The organism is Novosphingopyxis iocasae (genome assembly GCF_014334095.1).
Classification (GTDB): Bacteria; Pseudomonadota; Alphaproteobacteria; order Sphingomonadales; family Sphingomonadaceae; genus Novosphingopyxis; species Novosphingopyxis iocasae.
Genome location: NZ_CP060495.1, coordinates 931588 through 953620, shown reverse-complemented (window position 1 = coordinate 953620; position 22033 = coordinate 931588). Strand labels below are relative to the sequence as shown.

The 22033-nt window shown below is 63.0% G+C and carries 17 protein-coding genes; 1 reads left to right on the top strand and 16 read right to left on the bottom strand.

Features of this window, described 5'->3' with window-relative positions; translation table 11 throughout:
* Window positions 1-16: 16 nt before the first annotated feature.
* The 14 genes from gspN to H7X45_RS04410 form a co-directional block, all read right to left on the bottom strand.
* A complete protein-coding gene (gene gspN / locus H7X45_RS04475; RefSeq protein ID WP_187336341.1) occupies window positions 17-712 on the bottom strand; it encodes a type II secretion system protein N in 696 nt (231 codons plus the stop codon).
* A gap of 71 nt (window positions 713-783) precedes the next feature.
* Window positions 784-1266, bottom strand: coding sequence for a type II secretion system protein GspM (gene gspM / locus H7X45_RS04470; RefSeq protein ID WP_187336340.1), 483 nt, complete (start codon window positions 1264-1266; stop codon window positions 784-786).
* Window positions 1263-2393 carry a type II secretion system protein GspL gene (gene gspL / locus H7X45_RS04465; protein ID WP_187336339.1) on the bottom strand — a complete coding sequence of 377 codons (1131 nt, stop codon included), beginning with the start codon at window positions 2391-2393 and terminating at the stop codon, window positions 1263-1265. Before gspL ends, gspM begins: the two co-directional genes overlap by 4 nt.
* The gene (gene gspK, locus H7X45_RS04460) at window positions 2390-3394 is read right to left on the bottom strand and encodes a type II secretion system minor pseudopilin GspK (protein ID WP_187336338.1); all 1005 of its coding nucleotides are present in this window, start codon (window positions 3392-3394) and stop codon (window positions 2390-2392) included. Before gspK ends, gspL begins: the two co-directional genes overlap by 4 nt.
* Window positions 3391-4059: a type II secretion system minor pseudopilin GspJ gene (gspJ, locus tag H7X45_RS04455; protein ID WP_187336337.1), complete on the bottom strand. Its 669-nt coding sequence runs from the start codon at window positions 4057-4059 to the stop codon at window positions 3391-3393. The genes gspK and gspJ overlap by 4 nt, the downstream gene beginning before the upstream one ends.
* The gene (gspI, locus tag H7X45_RS04450; protein ID WP_246449677.1) at window positions 4056-4469 is read right to left on the bottom strand and encodes a type II secretion system minor pseudopilin GspI; all 414 of its coding nucleotides are present in this window, start codon (window positions 4467-4469) and stop codon (window positions 4056-4058) included. Before gspI ends, gspJ begins: the two co-directional genes overlap by 4 nt.
* Window positions 4462-4941: a GspH/FimT family pseudopilin gene (locus tag H7X45_RS04445; protein WP_187336336.1), complete on the bottom strand. Its 480-nt coding sequence runs from the start codon at window positions 4939-4941 to the stop codon at window positions 4462-4464. The genes gspI and H7X45_RS04445 overlap by 8 nt, the downstream gene beginning before the upstream one ends.
* 23 nt (window positions 4942-4964) lie before the next feature.
* Window positions 4965-5435, bottom strand: a complete 471-nt coding sequence (gene gspG / locus H7X45_RS04440) for a type II secretion system major pseudopilin GspG (protein WP_187336335.1) — start codon at window positions 5433-5435, stop codon at window positions 4965-4967.
* An 11-nt stretch (window positions 5436-5446) separates the two neighbouring features.
* Entirely contained in the window at window positions 5447-6664 is a 1218-nt protein-coding gene (gspF, locus tag H7X45_RS04435; protein ID WP_187336334.1) for a type II secretion system inner membrane protein GspF, read from the bottom strand.
* Window positions 6657-8162, bottom strand: coding sequence for a type II secretion system ATPase GspE (gene gspE, locus H7X45_RS04430; protein ID WP_187336333.1), 1506 nt, complete (start codon window positions 8160-8162; stop codon window positions 6657-6659). The genes gspF and gspE overlap by 8 nt, the downstream gene beginning before the upstream one ends.
* 65 nt (window positions 8163-8227) lie before the next feature.
* A complete protein-coding gene (gene gspD / locus H7X45_RS04425; RefSeq protein WP_343061116.1) occupies window positions 8228-10471 on the bottom strand; it encodes a type II secretion system secretin GspD in 2244 nt (747 codons plus the stop codon).
* Entirely contained in the window at window positions 10472-11338 is an 867-nt protein-coding gene (locus H7X45_RS04420; RefSeq protein ID WP_187336332.1) for a type II secretion system protein N, read from the bottom strand.
* A gap of 190 nt (window positions 11339-11528) precedes the next feature.
* Complete coding sequence (locus H7X45_RS04415) at window positions 11529-14321, bottom strand: TonB-dependent receptor domain-containing protein (RefSeq protein ID WP_246449674.1); 2793 nt, start codon at window positions 14319-14321, stop codon at window positions 11529-11531.
* A 96-nt stretch (window positions 14322-14417) separates the two neighbouring features.
* On the bottom strand, window positions 14418-16058 hold the full coding sequence (locus H7X45_RS04410) for a hypothetical protein (protein ID WP_187336330.1): 1641 nt from the start codon (window positions 16056-16058) through the stop codon (window positions 14418-14420).
* Between the two features lie 365 nt (window positions 16059-16423).
* Here H7X45_RS04410 and H7X45_RS04405 point away from each other — a divergent pair, with 365 nt between their 5' ends.
* Complete coding sequence (locus tag H7X45_RS04405) at window positions 16424-17350, top strand: crotonase/enoyl-CoA hydratase family protein (protein WP_187336329.1); 927 nt, start codon at window positions 16424-16426, stop codon at window positions 17348-17350.
* 23 nt (window positions 17351-17373) lie between these two features.
* On the opposite strand, the gene H7X45_RS04400 is transcribed toward H7X45_RS04405, so the two are convergent.
* Both H7X45_RS04400 and H7X45_RS04395 read right to left on the bottom strand, forming a co-directional pair.
* Window positions 17374-19863, bottom strand: coding sequence for a response regulator (locus H7X45_RS04400; protein ID WP_187336328.1), 2490 nt, complete (start codon window positions 19861-19863; stop codon window positions 17374-17376).
* Window positions 19860-22007, bottom strand: a complete 2148-nt coding sequence (locus H7X45_RS04395; protein ID WP_187336327.1) for an EAL domain-containing response regulator — start codon at window positions 22005-22007, stop codon at window positions 19860-19862. The genes H7X45_RS04400 and H7X45_RS04395 overlap by 4 nt, the downstream gene beginning before the upstream one ends.
* Between the last annotated feature and the right edge of the window lie 26 nt (window positions 22008-22033).

The window sequence follows — 22033 nt, the reverse complement described above, 5'->3', positions numbered from 1 at the left end:
GTCGTGGTAAGGCTGCTCAGAACTGCCCCTCGCTCTCGAGCACGAAGCCGTCCCCATTATCCTGCAATCCGGCAGCGGCCAGGGCGCCGGCCATCGCCGCCCGGTCGCCGCCCAGTTTTAGCCTGGTGGTATAGTTTCCATCGCCAAAAATACGCAGATCCAGCATTTCCATGCCCGTCTGACTGGCCAGCGGGACCAGAAGGGCACCGCCATCGCAGCGCAAGGTGCCGACCATCCCACCGGGCAGGTCGAGCCCCGGCAGTACCGCCGTTACGCTGGCCCGCACGGTGCCTTCCGCGTGGTTGCAACGATTGCCGACAAAGCTGACCTCGACATCCTGAAGGTTGAACTCGCCGAGGGGAAGCGCGCCGAACAGGCTGGCCGCCGGCAGCGTCATGTTCGCATTCTCCACGCCGAAGCGGCCGATGCCGCTGATAAGGTCCGCATTGATGGCCGGGCGTCCGATCGTTCCGGGGCGCTCCAGATGGAAACGCAACTGGCCGATGAACAATGGCAACGGGCGAAGCGCGGCACCGACCCCTCCGATGGTGGTATCACCCACGGTCAGATCGTTGATATAGCCGTTCCACACCAGGCCGCCCGCCTCCCGCGCGCCGATGCCGCGCGACCCCAGATCGGCAGCGCCCAGCGCCGCGCGCAGCGGCATGAAGATGATTAGGAGAAGCAGGAACAGGACGACGGAGGTCAGCACGAGCCTAGGGCGCGCTGGCGCAGCATCGCCCGTTTTCCTCGTCGTTGTTCTGCTCACCAGCCGTGGTAGTTTCACGATGCCCCCCGCAAGGTTGCACTGACGCTGATGGTGCCGGGAGCCCCCTCTACGGGATCGACGGTCAAATTCTGGACGGCGATGCCGCGCGTCTCAAGGCCGCCGAGCCAGCCGAACAGGGCCTCGGGCGTTGCCGACGCGATCCGGATTGATACCTGGCCGGCCCCTGCGGGATCAGCGGCATCAAGGGTGAAGCCCGCAGCCTCGGCGCTTTGCCGGATGAAATCGACCAGCGGACCGCTTGGCGGACGGCCCGTCGCCTCGTCCTCCCCGGCAAGCAGATCGACCTTGGCCGCGATCCGTCCATGGCGGACCACCGCCTCTTCATAGCGGCCCTTCGCGCTGTCGATGCCATTGTTCAGCGGGATCGCGATCAGGAAGACCGCGATCACGATCGCGCAGATCGCACCGGCGGCTGCGAGCAGCACCTGTTCGCGCCGGGTGCGTCCGAGATACCAGTCGCGTGATCGGGTTATCATGGCGCGCGTACGGTGATGTCGATCACCGTTCCTCCCTCGGCGCCCTGATGCGGTGCCTGCGTGATGACATAACCCATGCTGGTCTGCAGCGGGACGAGCACCTGGTTCAACTGATCGGGCTGCGGTGCCGCGAGCGTCGCGCTGAGCGTGCCGTCCGGGCCGTAAGCGACGCGCTGGATGGTGACGTCCGGTGCGCTCTGCACCGCCTGGAACAGCGCAGCGGCGGAGGCGCCGAAGCTGGCTCCGCCGCCGCGTCCGATCAGCAATGCATCAAGCGCGCGTTCGGCACTTTCCAGATCGTTCGCCTCGGGAACGATCGTGCGCGCTTGCGCAAGCGCGGCGGCGTCCTGCTGATCTGCGCCGAAGCTGTATTTGGCGAGCGTGACCAGCGCGATCAGGAGCGTTGCGAGGACGGCCAGCGCCAGGGTGATGGCGATCAGCTGCCATTGCCGCTTGCCCATTCCCTGCGCGCGGCGGCGCTTGGCAAAACGTCCTTGACGAAGGTTGAGCGGCGGATCGGAAAAGGCGATCTCCAGAGCCGCATCCGCCTCCTCATCGTTCAGCACGACGGGCCGGATATCCCCGGCCACCGCGGCAACCAGCGCGTCCTCGGCGGGAAGCACTTGGCGTGAGGAGCGCAGAAAGCGCTCGCCGCCGATTTCGGCCTCCAGCCAGTCGTCCTCGTCACCCGGCTGGACGAGGAGGCCGACGGGCGTCACGAAATCCGGATCGATCCCTATGGCCTGAAGGTGCGCGAGGCCGCCCGACAAGGCTGCGGGCGCGATGGTCGCGGTGAGCACCGTGCCGTCCTCATCCTCCAGCGCGCGGGTGGCGGCGTGATTGGCGTCCGCTCCGCCGATGCCCCGGCGCGCCGCTTCGACCCGTGCAGCGCCCTCGGCCTGCCTCGGTTTGAGATCGGGGAAGGCGAGCCAGTTCACGAAGGTAAGCTCTGTCGGGGCGATTGCCATGATACGCTCGCCAGGCGTGGCGGATGGCAGGCCTGCGGCATCGCGCACGTCCTCGTTCTGGCCGCGCTGCGTAATGATGCCGTCGTCGAGCCGCCACCAATGCAGCGCCTCGTCCCCGCCGAGCGGAAGGGTGACGATCAGGCCGTCAGCGCCGCTCATGCATCTTCCCCCCAATCGCGCCAAAGAACCCGGACGGGTGCCTGCCGCGCATCGATCAGCGCCCGCTCCCTTACCTCGCTATTGCCCAAGGAGATCACGGCGTCGAGGGTAAACCATTCCGTTTTAAGCTTCGTCTGGGTGGTCGCTTCGTTTCGCGGGTCGAGTTCCTTGAGGAAAGGGGCGGACCAGAAATTCGGCAGGCTGCCCCATCCGCCCTCCGGCCGCCGCGCGAGATAGGCGCTCGCGGCACGTAGATCGAGATTGCCTTGCGGGATCAGCATGGCGAGCAAAGGCGCCTGATCGGGCAGCAGGGTGTTGACGTTGATCGGCGACAGCTCGGCCACCGGCAGCGCGCAGACCCAGGGTTTCAGAAGCTGCCAATATTCCGGCGTCACCCCGTTCACCGCGCGCAGTTCGCTGGCGCTCTGCATCAGATGGTTGGGCGGGCGATACGGCGTCTCCAGCCCCTGATAATAGCTGTCCTCCGCGCCGCCGGGGATCGGCGCCTGATCGCTGTCGATCCAGTCGGCGGCAGAGGTGGCGATGACATAAGCCGCGTCGCGTCCGATCCCGACGGTTTCCATTAGCTTCACGAACTGTTGCAAGGCGAAGGGCGCGGAGATGTATGCCCCGCTGCGATCTTCCTTCACCAGGCTGTTGAGGTTGAAGCAATTGCCCCCGTCACGCACGGTGGCCACCGCGGTACCGCCGGGGATCGGTAGCTCGCGCGGGGTGCCCATCCAACCGCCTTGCAGCGTGGTCTGCGCCGCGTCTGCCGCCACCAGATCCTCGATCCGCGCGGTGGCGATCTGTTCGGCGGCGAGCGCGAAGGCGCGGGCCTGCGTCACCGAACCGGCATTGGCGGCAAGCCGGGTGGAAAGCTGCAACCGGTCGAGCGCAGTCGCCGCAATCACCGCCATGACCGCGACGAGCAACAGCACGGTGAGCAGGGCCACGCCATTTTCGGGCGGGCGCGGGGGCGGGGAGCCGGGATCGCTCATCGGAAGAAATCCGCCGGGCTTTCGGGTGTGAAATCAACCCCCTGCTGGTTCGGGTCGGGGCGCCCCTGCGGACCGACCATCAGGCTGAGGCGGATTTCGGCCATGCCGGTGGGCTTGACGATCAACTCCACCGCGCGCGGCATCTCGGCAGGGTCGGCGGGCGTCCAGTCGGTCCGCCAGCTGCCGTCATAGCCGCGATAGCGCAGCGTCGCCGTCTCGACGCCATTCATCAGCGTCGCGGGCGGGCCCGGCGCGGCGCCATCGAGCATCGGCCAGCCCGTGCGACGGAGCGCGCCGTCCTGCAGGCTGTAGGCGACGCGTTGTAATGAGGAGCGCGGGCTCTGATCGTAATTGCTCCACCCTGCGCGCGTAAAGGCAAACAGCTCACCCGGCACCGCGCCGCCGCCCGCGGTGAAGGCGGGCAGGGGATCGCCCAGATCGTTGCGCGCCATGCGCGGCACCGCCTGCAAAAGATCTGCCGACAAGGCGCCGACAGTGCGGTTCACGATCGACAATTGCTCCAGACGGTTCTGCAGCACTTCCTGTCCGGTGGTGCTGGTACGCAGTAGCGTTAGCCCGGCGGCCGACAGCAGCGCGAAGATGAACAGCGCGACAAGAAGCTCGATCAGCGTGAAGCCATTGGGGCGGGCCGGGCGCGCTGTCACAGCTGGAGCGGTCGCACGACCGTAAGGATATAGGGCGATCCGCCGTCCGGACTGGCCACGCCGATATCGATCCGCATGATGCGCGCATCGGCGGTCATGCTGGTCTCGGTCTGCCAAGCCCAGGGAACGCCACCATTGGTTTGCACGCCCTGTTCGGTGCCGAGCGATGGTGGCGACGGATCGGTGAGCAGATCGGTGGCGATGTTCTGCGCGACGATCCGCTCCATGGTCACGCGCTCGACATCGCTTGCCGTACGGATCGTGTAGGCCTGCAGACGGATGAGCGCGAGCGCTGCCAGAGAGAAGACAGCGAGCGCGACCATCATCTCGAGCAGCGTGAAGCCTTGTTCGGAGTTCCGATGAGATGGCTTCGCAGACACTTCGGCTTCTAAGGGGCGGCGCTTACCCACCGACGCTTACCTCTCCGGCGCCATCGATACGCACCAACGTCTCGCGGTCTCCGCGCACCAGTTTGACGTCGAGTGGGCCGCTGGGAAGGCCAGTGCTGTCGAAGCTGATGCGCGCTTGACCGTCGCTCTCGCCAGTAACCGCCTGCGTGCCCGAGCTCCAATTCGTGCTGCGCATCGCGTGATCGTTCACCGGCTCCCACGCCCCGTTCACGCGCTGTTCGAAGCCGTAGCCCGATGGCGCAACCCACACGGCCATGCCGCGCGATTGCAGGATCGCCTCATCGCGAATGGCGGCGACGCGCGCAGCGAACCGGCTGGAATCATCGCTGATGGCACGTTCGTCGCCCGGCAGGTTCAGCACCACCGCGGCGGCGCCGAGACCGATGATGAAGATCACCACCATCAGCTCCACCAGCGTGAAGCCGCGTTCGCTGCCGCTACCGGGCACTGCAGACGGAGCGGTGTTTGTCATGTCCCGGGTTTTCCGGCGCCTGATCACTTCTGATAAATGTCAGCGTCCAGATCGCTGCCGCCCGGCGCGCCGTCTGCGCCGAAGGAGAACACTGCCGGGCCGCCGTCCGGTCCGGGGTTCTGATACTGATAGGGGCGGCCCCAGGGATCTTCCGGCAGACGCTGAATATAGCCGCCGCGGCGGTAGCGCGCGGGCTGGGCGAGGCCGGCGGGGGCGGAAACCAGCGCTTGGAGGCCGTCACCGGCGGACGGATAAGTCAGATTGTCGAGCCGATATTGTTCAAGCGCCTGACCTAGGATCGCGATGTCCGCCTGCGCTTTCGTTACCATGGCGCGGTCCTGGCTGGGCAGCACGTTGATGATGACCACGGTGGCGAGCAGGCCGATGATGAATATCACCACCATCAGCTCCACCAGGGTGAAGCCGTTCGCTTCTGGGCCCAGCAGCTTGCGGCGGCGGGCGGCGAGGGCGCGCTTGAGGAAGGACTTGAACATAAGGGGGACCTCTAGGCTCCGGTAAAATTCTGAAGCTGCAGGATAGGCAGCAGGATGGACAGGATGATGACGGCGACCATGCCGCCCATCACCACGATGATCAGCGGCTCGAGTAGCGATAGCGCGGTAGAGGTGAAGTTGTCGAATTCCCGCTCCAGATAGTCGGCGGCACGCTCCAGCATCGTATCGAGCTGGCCACTGCTTTCGCCGCTCGCCGCGAGGTACACGAGCAGCGGCGGAAATACGCCCGCACTGCGCATGGCGCCCGACAAACTGCCGCCGCCGCGGATCGCCTCGACAATACCCTCGGTCGCTTCCTTAAGGACACTGTTGCGCACGGTTTGCGATGTCAGACGCAGGCCTTCGAGCACGGGGAGGCGGGAGGCGACCATCGTACTCATGGTGCGCGCCATCCGGGCGGCGTGAAGATCGCGCAGCAGACGCCCGAGTAGCGGAAGGCGCAGCAGCATCGCATCGAAACCGTAGCGGAATTTCGGCTCTTTCAGCATGCGCCAGAGGAGCACGCCAAGCGCCACCATGAGGAGCGCAATCACCCACCAATAGGCGGCGAGAAATGCGGATATACCGATCACGATGCGGGTGATCAGCGGCAATTGCTGATCGACATTATCGAACTGCTCGACCACGCGCGGCACGACAGAGACCATCAGCCCGACCACCACCAGCATGGCGACGATCGCGAGTACGATGGGGTAAGCAAGCGCGCCGATCAACTTGCCGCGCATCTCCGCCTGCCGTTCGAGCAGATTGGCCAGGCGCTCCGCAATCTGCGGCAGCGATCCGGACGTTTCGCCGGCGGACACCATGGCACGGTAAAGCGGCGGAAAGCTCTTGGGCTCGTGCTTCATGGCTTCGGACAGTCGCTGGCCTTCGAGTACGCCGGAATGGACGTTACCGAGAATATCGCGGACCTGTTCCTTCTCGTTCTGGCGGCTGATTGTGCGCAGCGCCTCTTCGAGCGGGCTGACCTGGATCAGCGAGCTGAGCTGGCGGGTGAACAGCGTGAGTTGTTTGGTGCCGAGCTTGCGGCCGCCGAAATTGAGATTGAGCGATTGTCCCGCGGTCTTGGCCTGCGCCGGCTCACAGCTGACGACGTAGAAGCTGCGGCCGGTCAGGCGCTCACGCGCGGCATCGTCGTTTGCCGCGCTGATCCGTCCGCGGCGTTCCTTGCCTGCCGGATCGAGCGCGACATAAGCGAAATCAGGCATCCACATCCTCGCGCCGCGAAATGCGGATCGCTTCTTCGGGCGTGGTCTGGCCGCTGGCGACGAGCTTGCGCGCGGCGCTCGACAGATTCGGCTGTTTCAGAAAGGCATGCCGCGCGATGATTGCCTCGTCCCCATTATCGTTGATCAGGCGGCGGATCGTCTCATCGACACGCACCGCCTCGAACACACCGATACGTCCGGCAAAGCCCGTATTGTTGCACGATGGGCAGCCGACAGGCTCATAAACAATCGTGCCGCTGTCGAAGCCGAGCAGTGAGGCCACACTGCCGCTCGCCTCCACAGGCTTGCGGCATTCCGGGCAGAGCCGCCGCACCAGCCGCTGTGCCAGGACGGCGCGCAGGGTGGAGGCAAGGAGGAAAGGCTCCACCTTCATGTCGCGCATACGCGTGATCGCGCCGATCGCGTCATTGGTGTGAACGGTGGAAAGCACGAGATGGCCGGTGAGCGAGGCTTGCACCGCGATGTCCGCCGTCTCGCGGTCGCGAATTTCGCCGATCATCACGACGTCCGGGTCCTGCCGCAGGATGGCGCGCAGCCCCGCGGCAAAGCTCATGCCGACCTTCGGGTTGACCTGCGTCTGACCGACACCATCGACCGCATATTCCACCGGATCCTCCACGGTAAGGATATTGCGGCTGCCGTCGTTCAGCTGCTTCAGGCTGGCGTAGAGCGTGGTCGTCTTGCCCGAACCGGTGGGGCCGGTGACGAGGATGATGCCATTGGGCTCGGCGAGCGCCTCACGCAAGATTTCCTCGGCATTTTCGGACATGCCCAGCAGATCGAGATCGATCCCGGCATTGTCCTTATCGAGAATACGCAGCACCACCCGCTCGCCCGCGCGGCTGGGCAGTGTGGAGACACGCACATCGAGCAGCTTGCCGCCTAGCGTCAGGCCGATGCGGCCGTCCTGCGGGATGCGCCGCTCGGCAATATCGAGCCGCGCCATCACCTTGATGCGGCTGACCACCACGGGCGCGACGTGCGGCGGCATGCGCAGCTTCTCCTGCAACATGCCGTCGATCCGCATGCGAACGACAAGGCCGGTCTCATAGGGCTCGATATGGATGTCCGACACGCCTTGGCGCGCAGCCTCGGCAATGATGCCGTTGATGAGGCGGATCGCGGGGGCATCGTCCGCGCTATCCAGCAGATCGTCGGCGGTGGGCAGATCGCCGATCCCGTCCGAACCGATATCGAGCGATCCCGCCATTTCGGCAGCGCTGCCATCCATCGCGTAATGGTCGCTCAGATGTTTGTCGAAGGTCTGCTGGTTCACGAAATCGACGTCGAACGGCATGGCGAGATGTCGGCGCACCTCGAGGAGAATCATCGGATCGGCACCCTCGCGCAGCGCGACGGAAAGGCGTTTGTCCTCCTGCTTCAGCAGCACCACGCCATGCTCACGCGCAAACCCATAGGGAATGTCGAGCAGCGGCGCGCGCGACGCGGTCTCGCCCGCATTGTCTGTCAGCGGCATATCCGGAATCCCGCTGGCGGGAACGGGTACCGCCGCATCATCCGCAGGTTTGCCACGCCCGATCCTCACTGCCCCGGCTCCGCGGTATAGGTTTCGACCGCAGGCAGTTCGCTGCCCGGCGCGGTCGATGCCGGTACCTCGACCGGAACCACCACTGTGCCCACAGGCGGGGGCGGCAGCGGACCGGCTGCCCCGTAAAGCTGATCGCCCTGCTGATAGAGATAGGGCCCGCCGGGCGGCACCGTATTCAGATAGTCGCGGACCAGCTGATCGAGTGAAGGCTCCTCGTCCGGGCGGCGCAAAAGCTGCTGTGCACGCAGATAGCCGTAACGCTGTGCGGCGATCTTCGCCTGATCCGCGCGGCTGCGCAGAATGGTCGGGCGGATGAACACGAGGAGATTCGTCTTCACCCGCGTGCGCCCGCGCGATTTGAACAGTTCCCCGATGATGGGAATGTCGCCGAGGAAGGGAATCTTCTCGATCGTGCGGCGTTCATTGTCATCGAGCAGGCCGCCCAGCACGGCAATCTCGCCATTGCCGACGGTCAGCGTCGTCTTGATCTCACGCTTGTTGATGATGAGTTCGTTGAAATTGTCGGACACCGGCCCGGCGATCGAGCTGACCTCCTGCTTCAGATCGAGCCGCACCTCGTCGCCCGCATTCACCTGCGGCGTCACGATCAGCTCGATGCCGACATTCTGGCGCTGGATGGTGCGGAAGGCGTTGTCGAAATTGTTGGAGAGCGCTTCGCCGGTGGAAACCGGAATCTCCTGACCGAACAGGATGGAGCCTTCCAAGCCGTCGTTGACGGTAAGGGAGGGGGTTGAGAGCACGTTGGACTCGGTGTCCGCGCGCACCGCGTTGATCAGCGCGCCGAGAATGCCCCCGCCGCCGAGCGGAATGCCGAGGCCGAGGAAGCCGCCGCGTGCGCCCAGCACCGCCTGCGCGGCATTCTGACGCAGCAGATTGCCGGTGGCGCTGCCGTTGCTGGTGGTGACGACATCACCGTTGATGACCGTCGTCTGCTGATCGAGCTGGTTGGCCAGCACGCCGCCCGCGATATCCAGGATGTTGGGATTGATGTTCGAGAAATTGGTGACGCCATAGCCTACATTATTGTCGCCGAAGAGGAACTGGACGCCCAGTTCCTTCGCCAGCGAATCCGAGATTTCCACAATGATCGCTTCGACCTGAATCTGGTCCTGCCGAACGTCGAGCTGGCGGATCACCTCGCCGAGCGTGCGCTGCGTATCGGGATCGGCGGCGACGATGATGGCGTTGGTGCCCTCGTAACGGGTGACGATCGCCGGGCGCCGCCCGGCGACGCCATTGCCGGATGCGCCGCTGCTGGTCGTGACCGTGCTGACCGCTGCTGCGCGGCCGGAAGAGGCGGTGGGAGATCCTTCGGTGACGTTGCGGGCCAAGGCCGGGATATCCGCGCTGGGCGCGGTTACCGTTGCGCTCTGCTGCTGCCCGACGAGCTGTTGCAGCACCGGCAGAAGCGTCTCGGCATCGGCATAATCGAGCCGATAGATCTTCACCTCGCTGTTGCTGCGCGAACGCTGGTCCAGATCCCGCGCGATCCGCACGAACTCGGCGACCGCGGTGGGGTCACCGCGCAGAGCGATCGAATTGCTGGTGGGGAAGGGCACCACCGAAACCGGCGCTACCGCGCCCTCGCCCGATACGCCCTGCGTGGCGAGCGCCTGCAGGGACTGGGCAATTTCATTGGCGTCCGCGTTCTGCAGGTTGACGACGCGCGTGGCGCTATTGTCCCGGTCGATCCGGCCGATCAGTTCGCGCATGCGCCGGACATTATCGGCATAGTCAGCGACGATCAGGCTGTTGGCACTGCGATTGGCGGTGATCGATCCTTCCCGGCTGACCAGCGGCCGGAGCGTCTCGACGGCCTGCGCCGCATCGATTGAGCGCAGGCGGAAGACCTCGGTCACGAACTCGCTGGCCGAACGCGCGCGGCTGCCGACGCGGCTCGGCTGCGTCGCCGCCCCTTCGGACTGCTGGATGCGATAAGCACCGCCGCTGGTCGGCACCGCGACCAACCCGTTGGCGCGCAGTGTGGAGAGGAAGATTTCGAAATATTCGGAACGGCTCAAAGGCCGCTCGGTCACGACCGAGACGGTGCCCTGAACCTTGCTGTCGACGATGAAGGTGCGCCCCGTCACCCGCGCAGCCTCCTGCACGAAGGCGCGGATATCGGCATCGCGCACGTTCATGACATATTGCGCGGAGACCGGCTCGGCGACCACCATCATGAACGCGGCGGCAATCAGGGAAAACTTGCGTAGCAATTACTGCTCCAGATTCAGGGCAACAGGGACGGTCTGCGCGCCGCGCTCAACCATGAGCGAAAGGCGCGCGCCGGGTTTGATCTGCGATTGCGCGAAGGCGGCGTCCGACGCGGAGGTGATCTTGCGGCCGTTGACCGAGGTGATGATGTCGCCTGGCAGAAAGCCCATGGCGCGATATCCGGCGGCGTCACCCTTGGGCGCGGCGACCACGCCGGTAATCTTTCCGTTCACGGTGCGCGGGCTCAGCGCGACGAACTTCTGAAGGTTTTCTGCGGTGCGCGCAGGATTGCCTGCGCCCGATACCGTTGCCCCGGAAGGGCCGGGCTGGGCAGCTGGACTCGCATTGGTGCCGGGCGGATCGCCGGAGCCGACAACCTCCGCCGGCACCGACTGATCGAGATAGACGCGCTCTTGCGCGCCGCCCCGACTGATGATGACATGATCGAATGCAACGCCCGCCAGCGTGACGCCGGGCTGGATTTCCTCGCCTACGGCATAGCTGTTCTGCACGCCGTCGCTTCCCGCGATGATCGCGGAGCCGAGCCCGGAACTGCCGTTCAGCAAGATGCCGAACAGCTCGATCTGTAACGAGGTAATGATGGCGGGGCCCTGATCGGCAGCGCTGGCGCGGGCGAAAGGATTGAAGCCGCTGAACAGCGCCTGGCGCGTGGCGAGCGGTAGCACGACCGCGCTTGCCGGCCTCCAATCGCCGACCGGCGAAACCGGCGTCACGATGGCCCACACGAGCCGCGCAAGCTGGACCAGAAATGCAAGCAGCGCAATACTGAACAACAGCGCGAAAGGACTGGGTCGCGGCAGCGAGCGCAGACGATCTGTGCGAAAACCGGTGTCGAACAAACTTCGCACGGATACTCCCAGCCCGTTTCGAGCAACGCCCCCCGGCATCGCACCCATCCTCCACGCCTTCCGCGCTATGCCTCTAGCATGACAGAGCCATGACAGGCAAAAGTAATGATTGTTACGGCCCGTTGCGTCTTACGGATCCACGCTATGTCGTTTTCTGGCGGCCGGACACGAGGGCCGGCCGCCTTCAGGATCAGAAGCGTGCGGACAGGCTTGCCGCGAAGGTGGTGCCGACTTCATACACGTTGTTCAGCACGGTGTAGCCATCGCCAAACTGTCGTTCGTAGAAATCGCGCCCGGTGATATTGCGCGCCTCGAACTTCATCTCGAACTGCTGGCCCCAGATATCGAAACCCTGACGGGCGACGATGTCCAGGCGCAGGCCGGGGCTCTCCACAATGTCGGGATCGATGCCGCCGCCGGTATTGCGCGGGCCACGATTGCTCACCCGGTCGCTTGCATAGGTTAGCAGGAAGGTGATCTGCTGCAGCATGTCGGTGTCTTCGAAACCGAACTGCACATTGGCCAGATGCTCGGATTGTCCGGTGATCGGCCGGCCATCGACGAACACCTGGTTCGAGGGCAGCGCAAGCGAGTTGTTGGGCGGGCGATAGACCAGCACCGTGTCGCTCTCATTCGCCTGAATGTTCGACTTGCTGTAGGTGTAATTGGCGGACAGCACGAGGCGCTTGGTGGCGAAGATATCGCCGCCGATGAAATCAAGCGGGAAGAATTTCACCAGCTCGAACTCCGCGCCGTAAAGATTGGCGCTCGGTGCGTTGGCGAAGGTCGCGCTCAGCCGGTTTTCGTTCACGTCCGCAATGGTTTCGATCGGGTTGTCGATCTTCTTGTAGAAACCGGCGATCGAGACGCGCTCTCCGCGCCCCGGATAATATTCCACACGCCCTTCGGCGTTGTAGAGCTGGCTGTCGATCAGGAAGGGATTGCCCGAGAAACGGCGATCGGATTCGACATCCTGATAGGGAATGGGTGCCAGTTCACGGAATTGCGGGCGGGCAATGGTCTTCGAACCGCTCAGCCGGAACTGGTAGTTGTCCGCAAAATTCCAAGTCAGCGTCGCGGCGGGCAGGAAGTAATCGTTGTTAAGCTCGCGCACGAAATCGCCGCTGGCATTGGTGCCGAAATAATCGACCAGCGTGATTGCCTGTTTGCCATCTTCATAGCGAACGCCCGCTTCGATGCGCACACCCTGGGCCGGCTCGACCTCCGCCTTTGCATATACGCCATTGACGGTCAGATCGCCGCGATACTGGATGTTGAGCGTATCGACTGACGTCTCGTTCAGATAGATATTGTTGTAATCGATCGAGCCGGGCGAGAGCAGATACTGGATCGGCAATTGCACGAACGGCAGGATCGTCTCGTTCGCGATCTGGTTTCCGCCATCGCGGAACTCCAGGGTGCGATTGACGAAATCACGCTTCGTGTCGGTGTAGTTATATCCCGCGGACAGCACGATGTTCAGTGCGGTCGGTAGCGGATATGAAACGTCGAACCCTCCGTTCCAGACGTCCTCGTTCAGATCGCTGAATCCGATGCTGGGCGGGGACGCGCGCAAATCATTCACATAGGCAAATTGGCTGGCGCGGAAGAAGTAGGGGATGGTCCATTCAAGCGGCGAATTGCGCTTGGAATTGGCGTAGGACGCCCGCGCATCGACTGAGATGTCGCCGAACCGGAATTCGCCGACGATCTGCGAATTGATCAGCTGGCGCTGGATGTAGCTGGTCTGGCTTTCGATCACATCGAACGGATCGCCCACGCGGGTCAGCACATCCCCCGTGTTGAAGGTGTAGGCACCCGAGCGGCGGGTCAGCTTGGACGTGTCGTGGATGTAAAGGTTCGTGAACCGGATCTTGTTGTAGCTGTCGAACTCGGCGCCGATGCCGAGCAGTCCGTTTGCGACAATCCTGTTTTCGGTCCGCACTACCTGCGTGTTTCGATTGAACGTCGGGCCGTCGGCAATCTGCTGCGTTGCTTCCCGCGTGCGCCAGCCATTGCTGAGCCCGGCATTGGCGATCACCCCAATGCGCGTATCACCGGCATAGAAGGAAAAGCCGCCGCTGGCATCGAAGCTCGCATTGGCCGGGATTTCGAAATTGCGCTGCAGTACGCCGGTGGCCGAAACCGGCACCAGCTTGGCAAGCGAGGAAAGGTCCCCCTCGCTATAGGTTTGCTGCGTGATCGGGCTGCGCGTATCGAGCGCGTTGCGCAGCGAACCGAGATCGCGGCTGCGTGTGCCGTCATCATGGCCGATGACGTCCAGATCGCTGCCATAATAGGTATAGCCGAACTGGGCGGTGGTTTCGGTGTCGCCACTGATGCCGGCGCCGATGGTGAAATAATTTTCGTCCGGAATGGCCGGCGTGGTCAGGTTGATTACCCCGCCGCCGAATTCACCGGGATAATTCACCGAATAGCTCTTCTGCACCACCGCGCTGGAGACGACGCTGGTGGGGAACAGATCGAGCGGCACTACGCGGCGCAGCGGCTCGGGAGAGGGAAGGGCAAGGCCATTCAGCAGCGCGAGCGAATAGCGATCGCCCAGGCCGCGAACGAACACGAAGCCGTTATTGGTGACCGAAAGACCCGTCACGCGGCCAAGCGCGCCAGCAATATCGCCGTCGCCTGCGCGGGCAATCTCTTCGGTGGACAGCACGTTCACCACCTGCCCGCTGTCGCGGACCGGCTGCGGGATATAGCGGCCCTGGACGATGATTTCGTTGCCGAAGTCGCTGGAGCCTGGCGCGGAAATATCGACATTGTCATCGCCTGCGTCCTGGGGGGCGCCGGGCGTTGCGCTGTCGATGGTATCCTCATCCGGATCGGGCGCGTCGGCCGCGGTCTCACCCGAGGGCGGCTGCGTGCGCGGCACCGACTGCGTGGTGGACTGGGCGAATGCGGGAACCGCGGAAAGGGCGGTCGAGGCCAGCAGGAGGCAGCCAAGGGTGCGCAGCGTCGGCATAGACATGATCCCTGTTTTACAAATGCTTGTTATTTTTAATGACGGAAGGGCGGCGGCCGCATCGTGCAGCCGCCGCCCCGCATTCGCGTCGGCCGATCAGCTTACGCGGTAGGTCTTGCAGTCCTGCGCGCTGCCGAAGGAAGCGACATCGGTGTTGCAGGTCCAACCCTTGTACCAGGTGTCATTGGCGTCCTTCACCGCGCCGATATAGCCGGGGCTCTGAAGGAAGGCGTCATAGGCCTGGCTGAGGTTGCCGGTTGCCGTCACGCCGTTCTCGTTCGCGCCGTTGATGAACACCGACTGGAGCGAGTTGGTGAAATCGCCGTTGTTGTTGCCATTTCCGGCCGCCGTGAACGCCTGCGCTTCGAAATCGTCGCTATCGGGATCATAGAGCGTCGGGCAATCGAACACGACCGACTGGAACACCGGCGGGCCCTTGTCATTGGCAGACGGAGTATTGTTACCGGTCTGCGTGGAGCCGGACGCCTGCACGGTGAAGCTGTTGTCCACATCGAGGCAGCCCGAATTGCTGGCTGCGGCGGATTGGCCCACGACCACGCCATTGATGAGCGCGATATCCGCGCCGCCGCGCAGCTTGATGACGGGCGAATCCGTTTCCGGACTGATGAGCGTGAAATTGGCGATCACCACATCGGTGCGCGGTGCCTGGTTGGCCGCTGCGGGGTCGCTGGTCGAGCTGTCGATCTCAAAAATCGTGCTGTCGCCGGCTTCACCGGTGTTTGTACCCTGACGACGGATGGCCAGAACGAACTGGATGGCACCCTGGTAACCGGTGTCGAGATCGACCGAATCGTCGGCTACGCCGGTGAAGATCAGATGCGACATGTCCTGACGGCCGCCGAAGCTTTCGATGCCGTCATCGGCGCTGTTGTGGACCTGGACATAGTCGATCTGCGTGTTCGATCCGACGCCGCCGGTGGTGAGGCCCTGCAACTCGTTGCCGCCCGAGCCGACGCCGGTGAAGAGGATCTGCACGAAACGGATGGTGCCGGCATCCCAGGTCGGATCATTGCCGCCGTAGAAGATCGGCTGGCCGACTGGACCTTCGACCGAGCGTTCGCAATTGCCCGCGGCAAGCGAGGTGCCGCTGCCGCAATCGGCGACGGGTGCGCGGCCTAGCAACTGGAGGCCGCCCCACAGACGGTTGGTCGTGTCGGTCACATTGCCGGTCAGCTGGTCGATATGCGTGAAGATGATGGGATCGTCGGAATTGCCCACTGCTTCCAAGCGTGAGCCGCGGTTGGCGACGAGGAACGAGCTGAGATCGGTGGCAACCACGGTGACGCCGGGATTGATGGTCATCACGACTTCAGAATTGGCGGTGCCGTTGAAGCCGCGATCCAAGCCGATTTCGGTCCGGCCGGGCAGGGTGTAGACAAGACCGCTGTCGCGGCGGCCGGACAGGGTAATATTCTGCGTGATCACGCTGCTATTAATACGGCAATTGCGCACCGTACCGGCATCGCCCGCCAAAGTGATGATGCCGTTGTCCACTGTGCCGGTGGTGCAGGCCGAAGCAGCCGCCGCCGTGATCTTGCCGGACGGCGGCGCGGGCGTCGGCGTCGGCGTGGGAGTGGGGGTAGGCGCAGGGGCCGGGCTGGGGGCCGGCGGGGTGATCACGATATCGGGCTGGGCGATGTCATCAGCGCCGCAAGCGCTGAGAACCGCGGCCGCCGCGGTGGCGTAGAGGATGCCGCGAAGCTTGGAGTTGATCATGTAAATTCTCCGCATGGAAATCTGGTGCCCGCCAAAGACGGGCGCTGACATGACGATGCGAAGACGAATCCCTTGCCCCCACCGCCGTGAGGGCAGCCAATAGGCAGGCTTCATGACGGGCAGATGCAGCCGGGAAGGCAGTTTGACGAACGAATTATGACGGGCAGGAGACTCTTGCGCCGAACGCCGCCTGGCGCGCCATCCGCTGTTTATTCCGACCGTTATAAATATGGTGCCAAAGCGTCACAGTTTGAAACTAACGAACAGTTCATTCTTGCACCGCCCGATTTTCTGCTATGCTGAGCCAGCTGGCAGGGGTGGCCGGTTCATGACGATAAACATGACCATCAATGGGGGAATGAACCATGGTACTCCACGCCCGTATTGCCAATGATCAATCGGATGATCGCGGCGATCTAGGCACTGCACCGAACCTGCTGGAGCGGCGGTTCGGGCAGATTTTGCTGCGCCACGATGCCGAGGACGGCATCATATGGTGTTACATGGATCAGAAGGGTCGTCCCAGCTATACCTATGAGTTGGGTGCGGAGATCCAGGAGGTGCATGACTGGATTGCGCGCTGCGCGAAGCCCGGTGCCTCCCCTGAACTGTCCGGCATGCGCTATTTTGTCGGCGCATCGAAGACACCTGGCATCTTCAACCTCGGCGGCGATCTGCGCCATTTCGCCGCCAATATCCGTAACCGCGATCTGCCGGCGATGCGGGCTTACGCGGAAACCTGCACACGGATGCAATATTCGCATGCTACTGGTTTTGGCGCGCCAATCATCACCATGGCGCTGGTGCAGGGTGATGCGCTGGGCGGTGGGTTTGAGCATGCGCTGGCCTTCGATCTGCTGGTGGCCGAACGAAGCGCGCGGCTCGGATTGCCGGAAATCATCTTCAACCTCTTCCCCGGCATGGGTGCCTATAGCTTCCTGCTGCGGCGCGTTGGCCGCAAGATGACGGAAGAGTTCATCCTCGGCGGAAAGATTTACGGGGCCGGGGAACTGTACGACATGGGCATCGTCGATATTCTGGCCGAGGATGGCGAAGGGGAGGCGACCGTGATCGACTATACCCGCCGTAACCGATCACGTTTTCATGCCGAGCGGGCGGTCTATTCGGCGCGCAAGGCTTCGCATCCGGTCAGTCTGGATGAGCTTCTGGAGATCACCAATATCTGGGCCGAGACCGCAATGCATCTGACAGATGCCGACGTGCGGAAGATGGAACGCCTGGCCGATGCGCAGGAGCGCCGGATCGCCAAGCGAATGCCGCGCCCTGTCTGACCGTTTGGAAGCCGCGCGGTTGATTAGGCCGCGCGGATGGCCCCGGCGGTCATGGCGGAAAGTTGCTCCTCTACCAGGCGGGCTTGCTGCTTGACCGTTTTGGCCAGACTTACGCCATTTGCCTGAAATTCTGGCGCTGCAATCGTCTCAAGCCGTCCGCACAGCGTCCGCAAATCGCTCGCGCCGATATTGGCAGCAGAGCTCTTGATGGCATGCGCGGCACAGCAAAAAGCCTCAAGCTCTTGCTGGTTTGCCGCGCGCTCAAGATCGACGATCAACTGCTCGACATCCTCACAATAGCTGAGGCAGAGCGATTCGAGAAATTCGGTGCCGCCCATTTCCAGAAGGCTTTCGATCTGCGCGGGATCGAGGACGTTATCGGACGATGACAGTGCGTCCGGCACCGTTACCAGTTTGCCGGGCGCGGCGGCTGCGTTGCCCAAAGTGCTTTGGGGTTCGGGACAAAATTGTTCCATGGCGCGGATCAGTTCGCCGCGCCGCATGGGCTTTGTGAAACGCGCATCCATGCCCGCATCGAGACATTTCTGCGCGGTCTCATCGGTGGCATCGGCGGTCAGGCCAAGGATCGGCAGGCGCTGGCGCGGGCCTTCGATCTGCCGCCACAGAGCGCAGACTTCGATGCCCGATAGCTTGGGCATGTTCACATCCAGCAAGACGATGTCGAAGTTGAGGTTCTCCAGCGCCTCAAGCGCCTCCTCACCATCGACCGCAAAATGCACTTCGTGGCCGATGGATTCGAGGATGGTTTTCAATACCTCGCGATTGGTACGATTATCGTCGGCGACGAGAACACGGCGCGGCGACATGAGGATCTGCGCGGCTGGTGCCAGCTCCGCCTGCGCATCGGACGGGGGCGTTCCGCGGAACGAGCAGCCGATCCGGATTGCACTGCGGAGCGCGGCAAAGTCCGGCTGGTGCGGGATGACGGTGGCGAACGCCGCGCGCAGAGCAATATCTTCCAGATTGGCGCAGCGGTCTGCGGACTGAAGAACCGCCGGGGTTCGTGCTTCGATGAATAGCTGCCAAAGCGGATCGGCGCTCGAGACCATATTTGCGATCGCTTCGTCGATGACGGCGATGTCATATTTTTGAAGCTCTGCGCTCTTCAGCGCCGCCCGCAGATCGTCGGCATCTGCGCAAGGTTCCAAGTCGATCCGATAGCGGGCGTCGGAATTTTCCAATTCCTTCCCGCCGAAATGGATGATCGCCGCGGCTTCGGTCTCCGCGCTTTCTTCCTCACCATCGCTTTGCTGAACAAAGCTGGCGGGGCCGCGATAGGTGAAGCGGCTGCCAACGCCAGGTTCGCTCTCGACCGAGAGGACACCGCCCATGCGATCAGCGAATTGCCGGCAGATCGCGAGTCCAAGTCCGGTGCCGCCGAACCGATCCAGAACGCTCTCGTCCGCTTGGACAAAGGGTTCGAAAATGCGCTGCTGTGCTTCCGGCGCGATGCCGACCCCGCTGTCTTCCACCGCGAACCACAGCTCCGGGCCGTCCGGCGCCTGTGCGATTCCGCATTCGATGACGACCTGTCCTTCGGCAGTGAATTTGATTGCGTTGCTGGCAAGGTTCAGCATCATGTTGCGGACCATTTCCGCAGGGCCGCAGATCTTCTGGTCACTGCCCGGCGCGGCATGGACGTGCAGATCGATGCCTTTTTCCTGTGCCTGCGGTATCAGGATGTCACGCGTTTGAGCGACCAGATCCGGCAGGGTGTAGGCGCTTTCCGAAACCGGGCCTTGCATGCTTTCGCTGCGCGAGGCGTACAGCAGCTGCTCGATCAGATAGAGCAGATGCTCAGCGGCCTTGTGGCTGCTACCGACCATTGCGGCAATTCGGGGGCTGAGATTTTCCTCCTCGAGCTGCGTCGCGTACCCGATAATCGCATTGAGCGGTGTGCGCAGTTCATGGCTGACGCTGGCGAGAAAGTAACTCTTTGCGCGGTTGGCGGCCGTGGCCTGCTCGGTAGCGCGAGAAAGCTTTGCGATGAGCGTGGAGCAATAGGCCGGCAGCACCAGCAGGCCCGCCAGCAAAGCCGCGGCCAGAACGGGGATGTCATGCCAGAAAGGGGAGACGGCGACTACGGTGGCAAAAGAAACAGCCATCGCTCCTGCTGCCAAGAACAGCCATCTGTTGCCGAAGCGAAACCCGTTGCCCAGAACCGCCCACATCATGATCACCCAGGCGAACGACATCTGCGCAGGCTCGAGAATCTGTGCGACGGCGGCCATCGTGGCATCGAGCAAGATCGAGCTGATCCAGCGAAGTTGCGGCTTCATGCCGGTGCGACGCCCGAGCATTAGCAAAGCATTACAGCTGAGATAGATGCCGAAAGCCGCTATCACATAAGGAGAAATGCCAGCTAGCCAGCAGACGATCAGGGCGAGCGAACCCATGACCAGACGATTGCTCAGAATTTCGCGCTCTCCCTTCCAGCGGCGGTCGCTGGTTGGGATGGGCTCAAAACCGGTGAAGAGCGCGCGAGGGTTCACGGGCGGCTTTGCAGGTGGTTGGTGGAGCCTGCGAGCATGCGCTCGATATCGCTGCTGGCCATAGGTTTGCCCGTCAGCCAGCCCTGGATTTCGTCGCAGCCGGCTGCTCGCAGCAGATCGAACTGTTCCTGCGTCTCGACACCCTCGGCCACCACTTTCATCTGCAAGGCATGGGCCAGATGGGCGATAGTGCTTATGATCGCCCGGTCCGCCGAGCTTTCCGTAATCCGCATGACGAAGGCCCGGTCGATCTTGAGCCGCGTGGCAGGCAGATCGCGCAGATATTGTAGCGAGCTGTATCCGGTTCCAAAGTCATCGATCGAAATGTTGATGCCCGCCTTGCGAAGGGCCTTCAGGGCGCTGATGATCTCGCCATTTCGCTCCAGCAACACCTCTTCGGTAATTTCGATGCATAGGTAGGCAGGGTCCACGCCGAACCGTTCGATGCGGCTGAGGATCTCATGGACCACATCCTGCGTCAGAAATTGGCGCGGCGAGATATTGATGGCAATCCGGGGAACGAACAGGCCGCGATCGCGAAGGTGAACGATCTGGCGGCAGGCCGCTTCGATGACCCAGTTTCCGATCAAATCCATCAGCCCGCTATCGCTGGCGACGGGAAGGAAGTCCTTGGGCAACAGGCGTCCGCGTGTGGGATGGTTCCAGCGGATGAGCGCTTCCATTCCGACAGGATTTCGATCGGCGATTTCGACGACCGGCTGAAATTCCAATTCGAACTGTCCTGCGGCAATCGCTTCGCGCAGTTCGATTTCGGTACGCGCGTTCGCCTGGGCCACCTGATTGAGTTCGGGCGAGAAGAAACAGTAGCCGTTCCGGCCCCGTCCCTTTGCATCGTACATGGCGAGATCGGCCAGCCGCAAAAGCTCGTCCGCATCGTCGCCATCGCCCGGGATCAGCGCAATGCCGATGCTGGCGCCGACAACCTGTTCGACGCCGTTGATCTCGTAAGGACGGTTGATATCCCGCAGCAGGCCAGCGCACCGACGGCTGATTTCGTCCGGCCCTGTCATCCCGCGAAGGACCAGCGCAAACTCATCGCCGCCGATGCGAGCGGCGATCTCTTCCGGCTGAATGATCGCGTTGAGGCGCTCTGCAACCTCGCGCAGCAGGATGTCGCCCGTCTGGTGGCCGCGCGTATCATTGATGATCTTGAACCGGTCGAGATCGAGCAGCAGCAAGGCTGCGCATCCAGGCTTGTCCTCAGCCTCGTCGATGGCCTGTCCCAGCCTTTCCTGGAGCAGAGCGCGGTTCGGCAGGCCAGTGAGCATGTCGTGCAGCGCGAGGTGCGTTCGGTGTTCCTCGGCAAATTTGCGCGCCGTTATATCGACCGCGGTGGTAAGCACGCCCATCGTCTCGCCCTCGCGATTGAGGAGCGGGTTCTTGTTGCAGTGGAAGATCAGCTCGACGCCGTCATTGCTTAGCCGCTCTTCATAATGCGGGAGCGGCTCACCGCTTTCCAAAACGATCGCGTCGCGCCTACGTTCGCGCTCGCCGAACTTCCTCGGGCACAGCGAATACATGTCACGACCGACAAGCTGGTTCGGCTGACGATTGAACATGGCCGCCTGATAAGCGTTCAGGAACAGGCACTTGCCGTCCTTGTCCAACGCGTTGATCATGATCGGGATGGTGTCGATGATCTGTTCGAGCATCGACTTTGCTGCTTCGTCTCCCGGAGTTCCGGTTTTGACGGCATGCGCATGTCGCCCCAGATCGGTTGCGCGCTGAGCGATCTCGCGTTTGCGCGCGCGCTGCTCAAGCAGCTTAAGTGAGCGTTCCTTGAATTCGGGCTGGGAAACCGGGCTTTGCAGAAAATCGGTGGCACCTGCATCCAAGGCTGCGATTCGGCATTCGCGGTCCTGATGCGCGGTGATGATGATGGCCGGAATATCGCCCCCGGCTGGCATTAAGCGCACCTTGCGGATGAATTCGGCGCCGCTCATTTCGGGCATGCGGTAATCGACGATCAGCAGATCGGCACGCTCGGTCTCCAGAAAATCCAGTGCGTGGACCGGATTGCTGAAGCAATGGGTTTCAAAGCCGGTACCCATCATCTTCACAAACTGCGCATAAATGCGCAGATTGGTGGGACGATCATCAATGATGACAACTCTGGCCTGCATAGATATCGCAGCTAGAGGGCGTTGCT